The sequence below is a fragment of the Tenacibaculum bernardetii genome (assembly GCF_029125915.1).
Taxonomy (GTDB): Bacteria; Bacteroidota; Bacteroidia; order Flavobacteriales; family Flavobacteriaceae; genus Polaribacter; species Polaribacter bernardetii.
Window position 1 is genome coordinate 44356 of the sequence record NZ_JAQJCU010000011.1, and the last position, 19668, is coordinate 64023.

A 19668-nucleotide genomic window follows, 5' to 3' on the forward strand; every position below is an offset into this window, starting at 1 on the left:
TTAGTTATTTATATTTAGGCATATTTTCTAAAAACTAATCCCCCTAAAGAAAATGAGTACACAAAAAATTAAAAAGAAAATTTTACTTGTATTATTATTTATAGCAACAGCACTCTCCTTTTCCTATGCTTTTAATAAAAACTACGATTACAAAATGGTAAGCTCTAGACTTAAAAAATCCATTGAAGAAAAAAAAGAGTTAGAACAAAAGCTAGAAAAAACAACCGCCAACTACAAAAAATTAAGCGCAAAAAACAAGAAATTATCTAAAAGAGTAATTTTAGAAATTAATAAAATCATCAACCTAAAAGATTCGGTAGATGAATTAGATAGCGACTTAAAAAAAGACAAAAAAGCACTTGCAAAAAAAACGCATTTAACGAAAAAACTGTCAACTAAAATTAATTCTTTAGCTACTAAAGTTGATAAAGCTAAATTATTAAAACTAAATATTGTTGAAGTGCTTACTATGAGAAAAAGAAATAATAGTAAGTTTACAACAACGACAAATAAAAATAAAATAGATGCTTTTAAAATTAGTTTTCATGTTTTAAAAAATGAAATAGCTAATAAAGGAAAAAAACGAATTTCCATAAAAGTTTTAGACTCTAAAAATAATATCGTTATTATTAAAGGTGCTAAAGGCACAGCTAATACATATAGCAGTAAATTAACTATAGATTATAAAAATGAACCATTAGATGTTGTTTCATTTATAGAGGTGGACAGAAAAAATATAACACCAGGAATTCACAAAGTAATTATTTCTTTAGAAGGACTTTCTGTTGCTCAAAAGACCATTAATTTGCGCTAAAAGATCTTTTTTATGAAAATCACAATTCAAAAACCTCGCTTTTGCGAGGTTTTCTGTTTAAACATATTTTTATTCAACCTTAAAAAAAACAAAAACTAACACTAAAGCACTTTATAGTCATTTTAAGCCCTTTTTTTCAACCTTCCTTAAACTCATGAAAAATCATTATCAAACGCTTAAAACCTTTTAATTCACCTTAAAAAAACGTAAGTTTGTTAGGTTAAACTTTCCTTTCTAAAGACTGTTTATTAAAATTAAAACTTAATTAATTCACTTATCATGAGCGAAGAAAAAAAACATAATTATTCAGCTGACAGTATTCAAGCGCTTGAAGGAATGGAGCATGTAAGAATGCGTCCTTCAATGTATATTGGAGATGTTGGTATTCGTGGTTTACACCACTTAGTTTACGAAGTTGTAGACAACTCTATTGATGAAGCAATGGGAGGTTATTGTGATAAAATTGATGTTACAATTAATGAAGACAACTCTATTACAACCAAAGATAACGGTCGTGGTATTCCTGTAGGAATTCACAAAAAAGAAGGCGTTTCTGCATTACAAGTTGTAATGACAAAAATTGGTGCTGGTGGTAAATTCGATAAAGATTCTTATAAGGTTTCTGGTGGATTGCATGGTGTTGGTGTAAGTTGTGTAAACGCACTTTCAGACCTTTTAACAGCAACAGTTCATAAAGAAGGTAAAATTTGGCAACAAGAGTACTCTAAAGGAAAAGCCTTATACCCTGTTAAAACAATAGGCGAAACTGATTTTACAGGTACGATTGTAACTTTTTTACCAGACAAATCAATCTTTAAGCAAACTACAGACTTTAATTACGAAACATTGGCAACTCGTATGCGCGAGTTATCATTCTTAAACAAAGGGATTACAATTACCTTAACGGATAAGAGAACAACAGATGATGAAGGTAATTTTATTTCGGAAGTATTTCATTCTGATGAAGGTTTACCTGAATTTATTAAATATTTAGATTCTACTCGTGAGCAGTTAACTGCCAAGATCATTTCTATGGAAGGTGAAAAAAATGGTATCCCTGTAGAAGTTGCCATGGTTTACAACACTTCGTATTCAGAAAACTTACATTCTTATGTAAATAATATTAATACGCACGAAGGAGGAACACACTTATCTGGTTTTAGAAGAGGTTTAACACACACTTTAAAAAAGTATGCTGACGAATCTGGATTACTTAAAAATGTAAAATTTGAAATTGCTGGTGATGATTTCCGTGAAGGATTAACAGCCATTGTTTCTGTAAAAGTAGCAGAACCACAATTTGAAGGACAAACAAAAACAAAATTAGGTAACAGAGAAGTATCCGCTGCTGTTTCTCAAGCAGTTTCAGAAATGTTAACGGACTACTTAGAGGAAAATCCTAATGATGCAAAAATCATTGTTCAGAAAGTAATTTTAGCAGCCAATGCTCGTCATGCAGCACGTAAAGCACGTGAAATGGTGCAGCGTAAAACCGTAATGAGTATTGGTGGTTTGCCTGGTAAATTATCAGATTGTTCTGAAACAGATCCAGCACAATGTGAAATTTTCTTAGTTGAGGGAGATTCGGCAGGTGGAACAGCAAAACAAGGTAGAGATCGTAATTTTCAAGCTATTTTGCCACTACGTGGAAAGATTTTAAATGTTGAAAAAGCAATGCAACATAAAGTTTTTGAAAACGAAGAAATCAAAAACATGTTTACGGCTTTAGGAGTTTCTATCGGAACAGAAGAAGACCCAAGAGCTTTAAACTTATCTAAAATTCGTTATCATAAAGTAGTTATTATGTGTGATGCCGATGTAGATGGTTCGCATATTGCTACCTTAATATTAACCTTCTTTTTTAGATATATGAGAGAAATGGTAGAGCAAGGTTATATTTATATTGCAACACCTCCTTTATATTTAGTAAAAAAAGGACAAAAAAGAGAATATGCTTGGGATGATAACCAACGTGATGTTATTGCTAAAAACATGGGAGGCTCTGTAAACGTACAGCGTTATAAAGGTCTTGGAGAAATGAATGCAGACCAATTATGGGACACAACCATGAACCCAGAATTTAGAACTTTACGTAAAGTTGTTATTGACAGCCCAACAGAAGCAGACAGAGTTTTCTCTATGCTTATGGGAGATGAAGTACCACCACGTAGAGATTTTATCGAACGTAATGCGAAATATGCAAATATCGATGTATAACATTTTTTTATTATAAAACTATAAAAAGCTCAATCTTAAAAGATTGAGCTTTTTTCATACATTTGCTTCAAACTAATTAATAACTTAGTAAAATGAAAAAAATAATTTTATCTATAGTAACTCTTTTAACTTTAGCCTTAAACGTAAAAGCACAAGAATTAGAATCAATTCTTTTAGCAAAAGAAGATGCTGCAAAATTAACGAACGCTTATTTAAACCCTGCCATGAAAGGATTTATTTACAGCATGAATAATGGTTGGTACCATACCGCTAAGGTTCATAAAAAATTTGGTTTCGATATAACAATAGGAGCTAACATTTCTTTTATTCCTTCAAAAGATGAAATTTTTAACATTGCTAAGTTAAACCTATCAAGTAACACAACAGTTACAAACGGTGTTACCTCATCTCCTACCGTTGCGGGGAGTGAAGATATTACACATGCTGATTTAAGATATGAAACTACGGTAAACGGACAAACAGTTTCTGCTGATTTTACAATGCCTAACGGAGTAAAAGAAGATTTACCTGCCAGTGCTGTACCTGCACCTTCTATACAAGTTGGTTTAGGACTTCCTTTTAAATTAGAAGCAATGGTTCGTTATGTACCAGAAGTTGGTTCTGATGATGTTAAGGGTAGCTTATTTGGTATTGGATTAAAAAAAGAAATTACAAGTTGGTTTGGCCCCTTAGATAAACTGCCTTTACATGTTTCTTTATTAGCTGCATACACTAATATGAATGTAGATTACACAATAGGTGATGTAGATGGTAATATAGAGGTTAGAAATGGTATCACTCAGTTTAAATTAAACTCGTATACTGTTCAAGCAATTGCTTCTATTAATTTTCCTATTATTAATTTTTATGGAGGAGTTGGATACAACGGAGGAAGTACTGATTTAGATTTAAAAGGTGACAGCTTTGTTGCCAACTATGAGTCTTCAACCATACCTTCAGTTATTGTTAGGGAAGACCTTGGTAAAAACCCATTATCATTAAGCACAAGTACTAGTGGATTTAATGCAACTATAGGAACTCGCTTAAGCTTAGGTTTCTTTAAAATATTTGGAAGTTATACAATGCAAGAATATAATTCTGTAAACGCAGGTATCGCTTTTAGCTTTAGATAATATTTATTCATAAAATAAACATCAAAAAAAGAATCTTATTTATAAATAAGATTCTTTTTTATTTTTATACTTTCGAATCTGAAATTAATTTACACACAAAAATTATGAAGAGAAAAATTTTTATTTTATTAATTATGACTTGCAGCCTCATTACAAATGCTCAAAACGAAACTTCTGATAAATTAGAAGGGAAAGATCTTTTTGACAAAGTATATAATAGTTATTCAGGTAAAAAGCTTTCAGTTGTTGTTTTAAAAGATGGAAAAAGAATAGAAGGGTACAAAAAAGATGTCGACAGAAAAAAAGGTCAGATTTATTACATAAAAATTAAAGACGAACAAACAGGGAAAAAGTTAAAATTTGATTCTGACCAAATAAAAGAAATGTATTTATTTCCTGGAGGTATAGAAAAATTTTCTAAATCTTTTAGACACATTTATGATGTAAGACAATGGGAAAGAACAGATTTAGATAACGAAATTATTAACCAAGGATATATATATTTTAAAAACCAAGAAGTTTCTTTAAAAAATAAAAAGAAAAAAAGAGAATATATGATGCAGCTAATCAACCCAACGTTTAGTAAGTATTTAGAAGTTTTTGGTGATCCTTTTGCTAAAGAAACAACAAAGCTTGGTTTTGCTGGATTTAATGTTGCAGGAGGTCTTGCTAAGTCATATTACATTAAGAAAGACGGTGTTATTTACTGGATGCATAAAAGAGAATTAGATGTTAGATACGAAAAGCTTTTTGGAGATTGCGAAGAGTTTGTTAAAAAGTATCCTTTAAAAGATATTAAATGGAGATATTTTAGTGAATATATTTTAGAATACACAAAAATGATGTCTAAAAAATAATCTCAACTAAGCACCTACAAAACCCTATTGAAATTTCAATGGGGTTTTGTTTTTATATCCATAGTCAAATCGTTATTTTTGTGCAACTTAAATTAATTCATCACAATTAAAAATATAAAAAAAATGAAAGTAACAGTTGTAGGAGCAGGTGCTGTAGGTGCAAGTTGTGCAGAGTACATTGCTATTAAAAATTTCGCATCAGAAGTTGTATTAGTAGATATTAAAGAAGGTTTTGCTGAAGGTAAAGCAATGGATTTAATGCAAACAGCTTCTTTAAATGGTTTTGACACAAAAATAACAGGTACTACAGGAGATTATAGTAAAACTGCAGGGTCTGACGTTTGTGTAATTACTTCTGGTATTGCTCGTAAACCTGGTATGTCTCGTGACGAATTATTAGGTATCAATTCTGGTATTGTAAAGTCGGTAGCGGCTAGCTTAGTAGAACAATCTCCTAACACTATTATCATTGTGGTTTCTAACCCAATGGATACAATGACTTATTTAGTACACAAAGCCACTGGATTACCTAAAAACAGAATTATAGGTATGGGTGGGGCTTTAGATTCTGCTCGTTTTAAGTACCGTTTAGCGGAAGCTTTAGGCGCTCCTATATCTGATGTTGATGGAATGGTTATTGGAGGTCACTCTGACAAAGGAATGGTTCCTTTAACGCGTTTAGCTACTCGTAACTCTGTTCCTGTTTCTGAATTTTTATCAGAAGAAAGATTAGAGCAAGTTATGCAAGATACTAAAGTTGGTGGTGCTACATTAACTGGTTTATTAGGTACTTCTGCTTGGTATGCACCAGGTGCTGCAGTTTCTGGTATGGTACAAGCTATTGCTTGTGATACCAAAAAAATATTCCCTTGTTCTACTTTATTAGATGGTGAATATGGCTTGTCTGATTTATGTATCGGAGTTCCTGTTGTTTTAGGTAAAAACGGAATTGAAAGTATCGTTGAGATTAATTTATCTGATGCTGAAAAAGTACACTTAACTGCATCTGCAGAAGCTGTTAAAAACAACAATACTGCTTTAAATTTGTAAAATAATTTTAAGCTCTTTAATATATAAACCCTGAGTATTTTAACTACTCAGGGTTTTATTTTAAAAAAAATTTAAATTTTATGACAAACGTGTAAGGTTCTTTAAAAGATAGCGTCTTTAATTATAAGGAAGCATTTAGTAGTGTTTCTTTTTCATAGTTTTTCATAGCAATTTTCCCACTTCATTCGTGAAGTGGGTTTTTTATTTAAAACTAAACTGTTTGTTGTTGTTGTACTTCAAACAACTCTCCGCCTTCACACTTAAGAGTTTTTTGCTTAAACTTTACAATTAACTGATAATCGTGCGTAGCCATTAATATGGTTTTTCCGCTTTTATGAATTTCATTTAATAAATTCATTACTTCAAGCGATGTTTTAGGATCTAAATTACCCGTAGGTTCATCTGCTAAAATTAACTCAGGATCATTTAACAATGCCCTTGCAATTGCAACTCGTTGTTGTTCACCTCCAGAAAGTTCGAATGTTTTTTTGTAGTATTTTTCTTTCATTCCTACTTTATCTAAAACCTCGTATATTTTATCTTTCATTTCGGTTTTATCCTTCCATCCAGTAGCTTTTAAAACGAATTCTAAGTTTTCAAAAACGTTTCTATCATTTAAAAGTTTAAAATCCTGAAAAACAATCCCTAATTTTCTCCTTAAAAAAGGAATATCATTCTCTTTCATTTTCTTTAAATCGAAACCTACAATTTCACCCAAACCTCTTTGTAAACGCAAATCGCCATACAAGGTTTTTAACAAGCTACTTTTTCCGCTTCCTGTCTTTCCTATCAAGTAATAAAAATCACCTTTATTTAATCTGAAGTTAATTTTTGATAATACTAAGTTGTCTTGCTGATAAATATCAGCATTTTCAAGATGTAAAACAGGTCTTTCCATATATCGATTCGTTTTTACAAATCTAAAATTTTATTACTTAATTCTATAACATTTCTTATTTTTGATGCATTGTTTACCAACAAAAACAGAAAAGGTGCGTTATACCTTTTAGAGAACTAAGATATATGAGATTTATTTGTTTAAAAAAAAGTTGTTTTTCACTATTTTTAATCGCTTTTTCAATAACCATAACGGCACAAGAGTCTGCTATTAATTCAGAAATTACATCTGATTACCACAAAGCTATAAAACTTTACAACAACAAAGCCTACGCCGCTGCGCAAGAACTGTTTAGTGAAGTTTCTAGAAATGCTAATCAACATGAAAATCGAAAAGCTGATGCCGATTATTATGATGCAATGTGTGCTATAAAATTAACACAAGACAATGCAGATGATAAAGTATTAGAATTTGTAGAAAACCACCCTTATAATAACAAAAAAGAGAAGGCTTTTATAAATGTGGGTAACTATTATTTTGCTAACAGAAAAGCTGCACACGCGTTAAAATGGTATCAAAAAGTAAATGACAAGTTATTAAGTCAACCAGAAAGAGATGAGTTAAATTATAAAATGGGTTATGCTTTATTGGTATCTAATTATTTAAAAGATGCCAAATCTCGTTTTCAAACCTTGTTAGGAAACCCTATTTATGGTAATGATGCACGTTATTACTTCGGGTATATTGCTTACAAACAAGAAAATTTTGGTGAAGCCGAAGATAATTTAAGTCAGCTAGCAAACGATGCTACTTACCAAGCAAAAGCAAATTACTATATTTTAGATATTAGTTTTAAAGCTGGGCGTTTTGATAAATCTGTGAAAATTGGAGAAAACCTTTTAAAAGAATCAAAAGATGAAAAAGAAATTTCTCAGGTTTCTAAAATAATTGGTGAGAGCTATTTTAATCTTAAAAAATACGATCAGGCAATTCCTTACTTAACAGCCTATGAAGGTAAAAATGGGAAGTGGACTAATACCGATTATTATTATTTAGGTTACGCTTATTATCAGCAAAAAAACTATGAAGAGGCTATTGGTAATTTTAATAAAATTATTGGCGGTAACAATAAAGTTGCTCAGAATGCTTACTATCATTTAGGTGAATGTTATTTAGAATTGCAAAAAAAACCAGCAGCTTTAAATGCATTTAAAAATGCAAGCGAAATGGAATTTGATCTTAAAATAACTGAAAGTGCTTCGTTAAGTTATGCAAAATTGAGTTACGAACAAGGAAACCCTTATGAGAGTGTTCCGGATGTTTTAAAAGGTTTTTTAGCAAAATATCCAAACTCACCAAATGCATCTGAAATAAACGAATTATTAATTACCTCTTATTTACATCAACAAGACTACCAAGGCGCTTTAGATTATTTAAGTAGTGTAAAGTCTGTAGAAAACGACAACATTGCAAATGAAGTATCGTTGTATAGAGGTATTCAATTATTTAATGAAAATAAATTAGCTGCTGCTAAACCTTATTTTTACAAAGCAACTCTTTCTGCAAACTCCGTAATTAATAATAAAGGGAATTTTTGGTTAGCTGAAACAGAGTACTTATTAGGTAATTATGACAAAGCCTTAACCAGTTTTTTATTAATTACAAATAAAGATTTAGAAGATACAAAAAAATTAGATTATAATATTGCTTACACTTATTTTAAACAAAAAAACTATGAAAATGCTGCAAAACATTTTCAACAATTTTTAGCGATAAAATTAGATGACAATAATTTAAATGATGATGCTTCAAATAGATTAGGTGATTCTTTTTATGCTTCTAAAAGCTACTTAAAAGCAATTAACTCTTATAAAAAAGTAATTAACGAAGGCGGTGTAGGTGCAGATTACGCCCAATACCAAACTGCGATGAGTTATGGATTTATGGGGCAAAATGACTCAAAAATAAAAGACTTACAAACGCTTGTTAACGATTACGGAGGTTCTCAACTACAAGATGATGCTTTGTTTCAGTTAGCTACAACCTATACTGCAACAAACAATGCTGTAAAAGCTCAAAAAACGTACAATCGTTTATTATCTGAACATTCTAATAGCAACTATATTCCTAATGTGCTGTTACGTCAAGGATTGTTGTACTATAACAGTAATCAAAATAAAAAAGCTTTAGAAAAATATAAAGAAGTTGTTGCGAAGCACCCTAACTCTAAAGAAGCAAAACAGGCTGTTACCAATGTTAAAAATGTATATATTGATATTGGTAAAGTAGATGAATATGCTGTTTGGGTTAAAAACGTAAAATTTATAAATGTTACAGATGCAGAATTAGACAATGCTACTTATCAATCTGCAGAAAACAAGTTTTTAGAAAACGATACCGCAAAAGCCATTGAAGGATTCAATAAATATCTTTTAACTTTCCCTAACGGATTACATGCTTTAAAATCTCATTTCTATTTAGCGCAATCGTATAATAACAACAAGCAATTTAAAAATGCAGTACCACACTACACCTATGTTGTAGATCAAAATAAAAGTGAATTTTCTGAAGAATCATTAGCCAAACTTTCTAATATCTATTTAGAAGAAGAAAATTGGGATAAAGGAATACAACTTTTAAAGCAATTAGAAACCGTAGCTAATTATCCGCAGAACATAATATTTGCGCAAAGTAATTTAATGAAAGGGTATTATAATAAAAAAGAATATGCCAACGCTATTACCTATGCCGAAAAGGTTTTAGGAACCGATAAAATAGATACAAACGTTGCTGAAGATGCTAAAATAATCTATGCGCGTTCCGCTTTTAAAACCAATGACTTTTTAACCGCTGAAGAGTTTTTTAATGAAGTTAGTAAAAAAGCTACTGGCGAACTAAAAGCTGAAAGCTTGTACTATAATGCATTCTTTTTAAATGAAAATAAAGACTATGAAGCATCTAACAAAGCAGTGCAAAATTTAATAGCCAACTATTCTTCTTACAAATACTGGGGAGTTAAAAGTTACATTGTAATGGCTAAAAATTATTATGCTTTAAAAGATGCTTACCAAGCAACCTACATCTTAGAAAACATTATTAAAAACTTTACGCAATACAAAGATGTTACAGAAGAAGCTACAAACGAGCTTCGTTCTATAAAAAATAAAGAAGCAAAAACAAACGAATCGGTAACTACCCAAAACTAAAATTTGTTAAATACAAAAAAGAGTTCAATGATTATATCAATGAAGAAACACTTAGGTTTATTTGTTTTATTTGCAATATCAATTGCAAATGCACAAGAAAAGAAAACCACAGAAAAAGCAAATGACACTATTATAAAAACAGAGGTAGTTAATGTAGTTACATCATACGTTCCTAAAATTACCGATGCTTTTAAAATAAAGCAAAAACCTATTATAAAACACACAAAAGAAACACAGAAAAAAGAATTAGAATACAAAATATTTTCAGTCCCTGTTGCCTCTACTTTTATTCCAAAAAGTGGTGTGATGAAAAAAGTAGATTTAGGTAAAAGAGAACTATTATATCCTAATTACTTATCTGTTGGTTTCGGTAATAAAATAACTCCTTTTTTGGAAGCTTATGTTAGAAGAAACGAAAGTTACGATAGTGAATTCGGAGCGCATTTAAAATTTCTTCTATCTGCAGACCCTGTTGAAAACACAGCTCTTAGTAGTACATATTACGATATGAGTTTAAACTTATTTTATGCACAACAAGAACGTTATTTAAATTGGAAAACAGGTATAAGCGCTGAACGAAACAAGCACAATTGGTATGGTTTACCAACAAACATACCTTTTACTAACGCTACTATTAGCAATATTGAAGAAGAACAAGCCTATACTTACTTTAAGGTTTTTGGGACCATTAAATTCGATGATTCTAATCTTACTGAAGCAAATGGTAGTATTTCATTTTTTACAGATGCATTAAGTAGTAATGAGTTTTTAATTGATGCAAATGCGGAATTTAAATTTCCATTAAATAATTTTCACCGTCAGTTAAATGATTTATATATAAACACAACATTAAGTTATTTAGGAACTAAATTTGAAAAAAACTACGAAACTCAAACCGAGTTAAAACATAGTTTTGCTACTGCAGGTATTCACCCAACGTATAATTTTAAAGTACAAGATTTAGCTATAAAAATAGGAGCAAAAACGTATGTCTCTTTAGATTTAGAGAATAACGATACAAATTTCTTTGTGTATCCTGATTTAGAAATCTCTTATCCTATTGTAAACGATTTTGCAAGCGTTTTTATTGGTGCTTCAGGAGATTTAGAAACAAACACTTACAAATCATTATCAACAAAAAATCCGTACGTCTCTCCTACTCAAAACATACAGCAAACCAACAAGAAATACGATCTCTTTGCAGGAATAAGAGGAAAGTTAGATTTTCAGTTTAGTTATAATTTAAAAGCAAGTTATGCCGATATTGAAAACAATGCTTTTTTTGCTTTAAACCAATCAAAATCTAACGGAAATAATATTGCAGGAACAGATGCTTTTTCTTTCTTCGGATATGATTACGGAAACTCATTTAACACCACATACGACGATATTAAACAAGTATCTTTCTTTGGTGAAATTGCTTTCGACGGAATTAAAAACTTAAGTGTAGGCTTAAACGGTCAATTTAATAAGTTTACATTAACTAATGAGCTTGAAGCATGGAACGCTCCAAAAATAAAAGGAGAACTTTTCGGAACGTATAAAACAAGAAAATGGTTTGCAGGTGCTAACTTCTTTTTTGTCGGCCAACGAAAAGGAAAATTATACGAAGTATTGCCTTCGCAAAATTTCTCAACTATAGACTTAGATGGTTATTTTGACATTAACTTTAATGGTGGATACCATTTTAACGACTCGTTTTCTGTGTTTTTAAACCTTAATAATGCGCTAAATAACAGTTACCAAAGATTTAATAATTTTAATGTACAAGGTTTCCAAGCAATGGGAGGTTTAACTTGGAAATTTGATTCTCTTTTCTAAAAAAACAATCTAAATATAATTACGCCTAACTATTTACAAAGAATAGTTAGGCTTAATTTAAAGTAAACAACTACAAATCAAAATCTTTACGATCACTTTACGATTAAAAATATAAAACTTACATTTATGGCACTTTAAAACAGTGTCATAAATGAAAAAATTATCTCTCTTATTAATTTCAGGGTTGTTTGTAATTTCTTGTAATACAGAAAAAAAAGAAACACCTTTAACTTCTAATGTTTTTTCTACTGAAGAAAAAATAGATTCAACTCAAATAAAACACTTATTCAACGCCGCCTTAACCGAAGGAAAATCGTACGAATGGTTACGAGACTTAACTACAAATGTAGGTAGCCGTTTATCCGGCTCAGAAGGAGCAGCAAAGTCTGTTGTTTGGAGTGAAAAATTAATGAACGAAGTTGGTTTAGACTCTGTTTGGCTACAACCTGTTATGGTACCGCATTGGGTTCGTGGAGAAAAAGAAGTTGCAAATTATAGCTTTAACGGAGTAGAAATTAATGTTCCTGTTTGTGCTATAGGAGGTTCTATTGCAACACCAACTGGCGGAATTACAGCAGAAGTTATCGAAGTAAAAAACTTAGAAGAGGCTGAAAAATTAGGAGATAAAGCCAAGGGTAAAATCGTTTTCTTTAATGGTGCTTTTGACAATACTTTAATTCACACTTTTAAAGCCTACGGCGGATGTGTCGGTCAGCGTTTTGGCGGAGCAGCAGCTGTTGGTAAATTCGGCGCAAAAGCAGTTATCGTTCGCTCAATGACAAACGGAATAGATGATTATCCTCATACCGGATCAATGGGGTATGGAGACATTCCTAAATCAGAATATATTCCTTCGGCTGCAATTAGCTCAAGAGCTGCCGAAAACTTAAGCAAGCATTTAAAAGAGAATCCAACACTTAAGTTTTACTTAAAACAAAGCTGTGAAACACTACCAGACGCTCCGTCACACAATGTTGTTGGAGAAATTAAAGGAAGTGAAAACCCTGATAAAATTATGGTTATTGGTGGGCATTTAGATTCTTGGGATTTAGGTGATGGCGCTCATGATGACGGAACAGGAATTGTACAATCATTAGAAGTTGCTTACTTATTAAAAAAGAACAACATTAAACCTAAAAATACTATTCGTATTGTATTTTTCATGAACGAAGAAAACGGTTTACGTGGTGCTACAGAATATGCACGTTTAGCAAAACTGAACAACGAAAATCATATTGGTGCTTTAGAATCTGATTCTGGAGGTCACACACCTAGAGGTTTCTCTATAGATGCTAATGACAAGAACCTTCAATTATTACAAAGTTGGAAAAAATTATTAGCTCCTTACGGATTACATGATATAACAGCAGGCGGAAGTGGCGCTGATATTGGTCCTTTAAAAGACGATCATGTTACTTTGGTTGGATACCGACCAGATTCTCAACGTTATTTTGATTATCACCATGCTGCTAGCGATACTTTCGATAAAGTTAACAAACGTGAACTAGAGTTAGGAAGTGCGTCAATGGCAAGTATCGTATATTTAATGGACAAGTATTTATATAATAACGAAACCATAAAACCATAACGGATGACAATTTTAGTATTAATTCTTCGTATAATTTTTGGTTTATTCTTTGCCTACATAGGTGTTATGCATTTTTTAAAACCACGTTTTTTTAATGGTTTTATTCCCAAACCACTTCCTAAACTAGCTGTAAACTATGTTGCAGGCTTTATAGAAGTTGTAATCGGAATAGGTCTTTTATTTAATGCTACTGCAAAAAATGCAGCCATCGGTTTTTTTGTGCTAATGGTCGTTTTTTTACCATTACATATATGGGATTTATTTAAAGAAAAACCTGCTATAGGATCTAAAAAAATTGCCATTATACGCTTACCAATACAATTTTTACTTTTATATATCGCTTATTTAATATATTCAAATTCATGAGAAAATCATTATTAATTATTGCCGTTTCAATCGCTATTACCTCTTGTAAACAACAAGAAAAAGTAGACACGATTGTTATTAACTCAAACACATATACCGTTAATTCTAATTTCGATAAGGCTGAAAGTTTTGCGATTAAAGACGGTAAATTTATCGCTATAGGAACTAATAAAGAAATACAAGATAAATACACCTCATCAAAAACTATCGATGCTGAAAATAAAGCTATATATCCTGGTTTTATTGATGGACATTGTCATTTTTACAGATTAGGTTTACAACAGCAAAAAGTAAACTTAGTCGGTACAAAAAGTTACGATGAAGTATTACAGAAGTTAGTTGAATTTCAAAAAGAAAAAAACACCACTTTTATAACTGGTCGTGGTTGGGATCAAAATGATTGGAAAACAAAAGAATTTCCTACAAAAGAGAAACTAGATGCTTTATTTCCTAGTATTCCTGTGGCAGTTCGTAGAATTGACGGTCATGCAATGTTGGTAAATCAAGCAGCTATCGATTTAGCAGGTATTACAATTGACACTAAAATTGATGGAGGTGAATTCTTTAAGAAAGATGGAAAACTTACAGGTGTGTTAATTGACAATGCAATGAATTTCATTGAAGTGCCAAAACCGAATAAACAAGAACAAATTCAGGCTTTAAAAGACGCTGAAAAAATTTGTTTCGACTTAGGTTTAACAACCGTTGATGATGCTGGTTTAGATAGGCAAGTAATTGAATTGATTGATAGCCTACAACAAACCGGTGATTTAAAAATGCGTATTTACGCAATGATTTCTAACAATAAAAAAAACTTAGATTACTACCTTAATAAAGGTGTTGTTAAAACTGATAAATTACATGTTCGTTCGGTAAAAGTATATGCAGACGGAGCTTTAGGTTCTCGTGGAGGTGCTTTAAAAGAAGAGTATTCTGATAAAAAAGGGCATTTTGGTGCTTTAGTAAATTCGTACGATGACCTTCAACGTTTAGCAAAAAGAATTGCTAGTTCTGAATATCAAATGAACACGCATGCCATTGGTGATTCTGCTAATTATGTAATGCTTAAAGCTTATAATAAATTCTTAAAAAACAAAGACAATCGTCGTTGGAGAATTGAACATGCTCAGATTGTTGATTTAAAAGATTTTCATTTATTTAAAAATATCATTCCGTCTATTCAACCAACACATGCTACAAGCGATATGTACTGGGCAGAAGAACGTGTAGGTTCTGAAAGAATTAAAGGTTCTTATGCTTATAACGATTTATTAAAACAACATGGCATGATTGCTTTAGGAACCGACTTCCCTATCGAAAACGTAAGTCCGTTGCATACCTATTACGCTGCAACTATCAGAAAAGATTTAAAAGGATATCCAGAAAAAGGATATCAAATGAAGAATGCTTTATCTAGAGAAAATGCCTTGAAAGGGATGACTATCTGGAACGCTTTTGCTAATTTTGAAGAAGCCGAAAAAGGAAGTATTGAAGTAGGTAAACTTGCCGATTTTATCATTTTAGAAAATGATATTGTAACTGTTAACGGCGACAAAATACCAAACACGAAAGTTTTAGAAACTTTTGTAAATGGAGAAAAAGTAAATTAATTTTTTATCAAACTATAAAAACCCTTTTATGAAATCTTATTTTTATGTAACCTTAATTGCATTATTATTTATATCGTGTAGCGAAGATTCTATTGACTACGACACTAAAAACGAAGCTGATATTATTGAGTACATCGCTGACAACAATTTAGATGCTAAAAAAAGCAATTCCGGCTTATACTATGTTATAAACAATGAAGGCTCTGGAACAAGCCCCGTAAGCAACTCTAACGTAACTGTTGCGTACAAAGGTTATTTTTTAAATGGTAAAACATTTGATGAAAGTGATAGCGCTGGTATTTCTTTTAACTTACAACAAGTTATTAAAGGATGGACAGAAGGAATCACTTATTTTAAAGAAGGTGGTAATGGTGTTTTACTAGTTCCTTCAAGATTAGGATACGGAAGTAATGGAAGGCCAGGAATACCTGGTGGATCTGTTTTAATATTCGACATCGAACTTATAAGTGTTGAATAACATTTATCATTCTTTTCATTAAGAGTTCATCTAATTTTAAATAAAAAAGACGCTTAAAACAACTACTTGTTTTAAGCGTCTTTTTAGCGTTTACATAAGATTATTTTTTCTTTAGAAAAAAATGGTAAATAAATGCATCTTTTTAAACATTTAAAAGTCTACTATATGAACATAAAACTTAAAAATCATGAAACATAAAAATCAATGTACTTGTAATTGCGACGGTTGTAAAACAGGTAACTGCTCTAATTGCACCTGCGAAAACTGTTCTTGCAACAACTGTAATTGTTAGTAATATATTTGTTAACTTTTGTTATTACAAAGCTGTAGTCTTTTCTATTTAAAATACCTTCAGCTTTGTAATAACATTTTTGTAAATTTATAGAATGACAACAAATCAAGTTTACATAAAATATGCTGATGACGTTAAATATTTTATCTTAAGTAAGGTAAAGGATGCAACGGTTACTGAAGATGTTTTACAAGACACTTTTATTAAAATACACACCAAACTTCATACGCTAAAAGACATTACTAAACTAAAGCCCTGGATATTTACCATTGCTAGAAACGCTATCATAGACTATTTTAAGAGTACGAATAAGATTTTTGAATTGGCTAATTCCGAAACTGAAACAAGCTTAGAAACAACCTCGCATACCGAAAAAGATTGTTTACTTGGCATCTTAGAAAGATTACCAAAAAAATATAGAAATCCGTTATTCTTATCAGACATTAAAGGCTTAAAACAACAAGATGTTGCTGATACCTTAAAACAGAGTTTACCTACAACTAAATCACAAATTCAACGTGCACGTAAACTAATAGCACAAGGTTTTATGGATTGCTGTGGATTTGTTTTAAACGAAAACGGCAAGTTAGTTGGTGAAATACAAGACAAAGATGATTGTAAAGTTTGTGGATAGGAAATTGCGCTATTTTTAACTCTTTTTTTAATAACTTTACTACTAATTTAGCAAATACTGCTCCTCTTGTTAACAATCAATAATACCGCATCAAAATGAAAAAATACATTCTACTTTTATTCATAAGTTTTTTAATTTTTAGTTGTAATGAAAAAAAAGCAATCAGTTCTGTAAACCCAGAGAATTGGTCGAAAAGATATGTAGATATAAGTACCAAAGACTCTCTTGAATACGGAAAATCATACCTATCTATTTATTCACAAATTTATAGTAGTTCAGAACACAAAACACATAATTTAACAGCAATGATAAGTATGAGAAATACCAGTGATACTGATACTATATACTTGTTAAAGTCAGAATATTTTGATACCCACGGTAAATCTATTCGCACCTATTTTGATAAACCAATTTATTTGAGCCCGATGGAAACTACCGAAATAATAATTGATGAGATAGATGTTGAAGGAGGAACAGGATCTAACTTTATAATCGAATGGAAAATTCCAAAAAACTGTCCTGAACCTTTGTTTGAAGGCGTAATGAACTCAACCATGGGACAACAAGGTTTATCTTTCACAACACAATCAAAAAGAATAAAATAAGTCAATAACGATACTGCTAAAAGGTGTCAATAGCTTATTTATTAAACAAAAAAACTTAGTGCTTTTACACACTAAGTTTTATCTAAATATCTTTATTAAGCTTATTTTCTTCTTTTCTTAGAACCACTCTTAGCCTTAGGCGCTCTATAGTTTTTACTTTTACGCTGATTAAAAGGAACAGCGTCATCAAAAGTATTTTTTGTTTCTTTTGCTGATTTATTTTTCTTCCAAGAATTGTTTTCAGGTAATAAAACTTTCAATAAATCTTGTCTTCCTACTTTGTTAAGTGTGTTACGAATCCAATCTTTATTTTCTTTCTTATACCAGAAGAAAAACTTGTGCTGATCTTCTTTTTCTTTAGCTGTTTTAGGTGTTTTCGTTGGCTTTAAAGTGTACGGATGAAAACCACTATAGTAAATTACCGTTGCAACAGTCATTGGCGTTGGCGTAAAACCTTGTACCTGCTCTAACTGAAATCCCATCTCTTTTGTTTCGGCAGCTAAATTTGCCATATCCTCTTTTTCACAAGCAGGATGATTAGATATAAAGTAAGGTATTAACTGTAATTTTAATTTTTTCTTTATATTAATACGATCAAAACGCTCTTTAAACATGTGAAAATATTTAAATGACGGTTTACGCATCAATTTTAAAACAGGGTCAGATGTGTGTTCTGGCGCTACTTTTAATCGTCCAGAAATATGCTTTGTCATTACCTCTTCGGTGTAGGCATCTAACTCTTTCGGATCTGCATTTTTATTAAATTCAGGCACTAACATATCATGTCGAATTCCACTTCCAATAAACGATTTTTTTATCTTCGGATGCTTATCAACGGCTTGATATAATTCTGTTAATGGCTTGTGAGATGTATCTAAATTACTACATATTACTGGCGATATACAAGAAGGTGCAACACATTTATCACAGATAGATTGTATTTTACCTTTCATCTTATACATATTGGCAGATGGCCCACCAATATCAGATAAATAACCTTTAAAGTCATCCATTTCAGCAACCTTGTCAACTTCTCTTAAAACAGATTCTTGACTACGACTTGCTATAAATTTTCCTTGGTGTGCAGAAATAGTACAAAAACTACATCCTCCAAAACATCCACGGTGAATGTTAATAGAAAATTTTATCATTTCAAAAGCCGGAATTGGCCCTCTTTTATTATATTTTGGGTGCGGCAAACGTGTAAAAGGTAAATCGAAAGATCCATCTATTTCCTTTTCAGTCATTGTAGGGTAAGGCGGATTTATCATCAACCTCTTATCTCCTACTTTCTGAAAAATACGACGTGCCTTTAATTTATTAGACTCTTGCTCTATTACTTTAAAGTTAGATGCAAATGTTTTTTTATCCTTTAAACAAGCCTCGTGAGAATTAATATCTATATCTTCCCAGTTTTTATTTTTAGGAATATCCTCTCCTTTATCAACAAAAACAGCTGTTTGTTTAATCGTTTTTAAGCTCGAAAACGGAACACCTTTTTGTAATAACTCTACTATTTCACGTAAAGGTTGTTCTCCCATTCCGTAAACCAACATATCTGCTTTAGAAGTTTCTAAAATAGTTGGCAACAATTTATCAGACCAATAATCGTAATGTGTTACTCTTCTTAAAGAAGCTTCAATACCTCCAATTAATACAGGTGTATCAGGAAATTTATCTTTTAATATTTTCGAGTATACTGAAGTTGCATAATCAGGTCTAAATCCTTTATCTCCGTTTGGTGTATACGCATCTTTATCTCTACGACGTTTACTTGCCGTATAATTACTCACCATCGGATCCATACATCCTCCTGTTACTCCAAAAAATAATCTTGGTTTCCCTAACTTCTCAAAATCCTGTAAATTATCGTTTACACTAGGCTGTGGCACAATTGCAACACGCAACCCGTAACTTTCTAGTATACGCCCTATTACTGCAGGACCAAATGATGGATGATCTACATATGCATCTCCACTAAAAAGAATTACATCTAATTCTTCCCATCCTCTTAACTTAACCTCCTTATTTGTAGTCGGTAACCAATCTGAAACTCGTCTTATTCCCATGCGCTACAAAGGTACAAGGTTTTTAGGAATAAAGTCCTCACTTTTAAACAAGTAATAACGTTTCGTTTTATTCATTTTTTTCAATCTTAT

General features: G+C 31.3%; 15 protein-coding genes. 13 read left to right on the forward strand and 2 right to left on the reverse strand.

All coding sequences use genetic code 11. The features are described 5' to 3' along the window. Nucleotides 1–52 precede the first annotated feature (52 nt). The 5 genes from P2G10_RS10165 (at nucleotide 53) to mdh (ending at nucleotide 6071) form a co-directional block, all read left to right on the forward strand. Nucleotides 53–814, forward strand: coding sequence for a hypothetical protein (locus P2G10_RS10165; protein ID WP_218771312.1), 762 nt, complete (start codon nucleotides 53–55; stop codon nucleotides 812–814). Between the two features lie 279 nt (nucleotides 815–1093). Beyond that, complete coding sequence (gene gyrB / locus P2G10_RS10170; RefSeq protein WP_218771313.1) at nucleotides 1094–3031, forward strand: DNA topoisomerase (ATP-hydrolyzing) subunit B; 1938 nt, start codon at nucleotides 1094–1096, stop codon at nucleotides 3029–3031. A gap of 92 nt (nucleotides 3032–3123) precedes the next feature. After that, a complete protein-coding gene (locus P2G10_RS10175; protein WP_275316460.1) occupies nucleotides 3124–4164 on the forward strand; it encodes a DUF6588 family protein in 1041 nt (346 codons plus the stop codon). Between the two features lie 104 nt (nucleotides 4165–4268). Next, nucleotides 4269–5021, forward strand: a complete 753-nt coding sequence (locus P2G10_RS10180) for a hypothetical protein (protein ID WP_218771315.1) — start codon at nucleotides 4269–4271, stop codon at nucleotides 5019–5021. 123 nt (nucleotides 5022–5144) lie between these two features. Continuing rightward, a complete protein-coding gene (gene mdh, locus P2G10_RS10185) occupies nucleotides 5145–6071 on the forward strand; it encodes a malate dehydrogenase (protein WP_218771316.1) in 927 nt (308 codons plus the stop codon). A gap of 211 nt (nucleotides 6072–6282) precedes the next feature. Here mdh and P2G10_RS10190 read toward each other — a convergent pair whose 3' ends face one another. Next, nucleotides 6283–6969, reverse strand: a complete 687-nt coding sequence (locus P2G10_RS10190) for a cell division ATP-binding protein FtsE (RefSeq protein WP_218771317.1) — start codon at nucleotides 6967–6969, stop codon at nucleotides 6283–6285. A gap of 125 nt (nucleotides 6970–7094) precedes the next feature. Here P2G10_RS10190 and P2G10_RS10195 point away from each other — a divergent pair, with 125 nt between their 5' ends. The 8 genes from P2G10_RS10195 (at nucleotide 7095) to P2G10_RS10230 (ending at nucleotide 17509) form a co-directional block, all read left to right on the forward strand. Further along, nucleotides 7095–10115: a tetratricopeptide repeat protein gene (locus P2G10_RS10195; RefSeq protein WP_275316461.1), complete on the forward strand. Its 3021-nt coding sequence runs from the start codon at nucleotides 7095–7097 to the stop codon at nucleotides 10113–10115. A gap of 39 nt (nucleotides 10116–10154) precedes the next feature. Beyond that, on the forward strand, nucleotides 10155–11936 hold the full coding sequence (locus P2G10_RS10200) for a hypothetical protein (RefSeq protein WP_275316462.1): 1782 nt from the start codon (nucleotides 10155–10157) through the stop codon (nucleotides 11934–11936). Between the two features lie 151 nt (nucleotides 11937–12087). Next, nucleotides 12088–13524, forward strand: a complete 1437-nt coding sequence (locus P2G10_RS10205) for a M20/M25/M40 family metallo-hydrolase (RefSeq protein WP_275316463.1) — start codon at nucleotides 12088–12090, stop codon at nucleotides 13522–13524. Between the two features lie 3 nt (nucleotides 13525–13527). Continuing rightward, on the forward strand, nucleotides 13528–13890 hold the full coding sequence (locus P2G10_RS10210) for a DoxX family membrane protein (protein WP_218771321.1): 363 nt from the start codon (nucleotides 13528–13530) through the stop codon (nucleotides 13888–13890). After that, a complete protein-coding gene (locus P2G10_RS10215) occupies nucleotides 13887–15500 on the forward strand; it encodes an amidohydrolase (RefSeq protein WP_275316465.1) in 1614 nt (537 codons plus the stop codon). The genes P2G10_RS10210 and P2G10_RS10215 overlap by 4 nt, the downstream gene beginning before the upstream one ends. 28 nt (nucleotides 15501–15528) lie before the next feature. After that, the gene (locus P2G10_RS10220) at nucleotides 15529–15978 is read left to right on the forward strand and encodes an FKBP-type peptidyl-prolyl cis-trans isomerase (protein ID WP_275316466.1); all 450 of its coding nucleotides are present in this window, start codon (nucleotides 15529–15531) and stop codon (nucleotides 15976–15978) included. A 386-nt stretch (nucleotides 15979–16364) separates the two neighbouring features. Then, on the forward strand, nucleotides 16365–16904 hold the full coding sequence (locus tag P2G10_RS10225; RefSeq protein ID WP_275316467.1) for a sigma-70 family RNA polymerase sigma factor: 540 nt from the start codon (nucleotides 16365–16367) through the stop codon (nucleotides 16902–16904). 95 nt (nucleotides 16905–16999) lie between these two features. Further along, nucleotides 17000–17509 (forward strand): DUF3124 domain-containing protein, encoded by a 510-nt coding sequence (locus P2G10_RS10230; RefSeq protein ID WP_218771325.1) that lies wholly within the window; start codon nucleotides 17000–17002, stop codon nucleotides 17507–17509. 101 nt (nucleotides 17510–17610) lie between these two features. Here P2G10_RS10230 and P2G10_RS10235 read toward each other — a convergent pair whose 3' ends face one another. Further along, a complete protein-coding gene (locus P2G10_RS10235) occupies nucleotides 17611–19578 on the reverse strand; it encodes a YgiQ family radical SAM protein (protein WP_275316468.1) in 1968 nt (655 codons plus the stop codon). Between the last annotated feature and the right edge of the window lie 90 nt (nucleotides 19579–19668).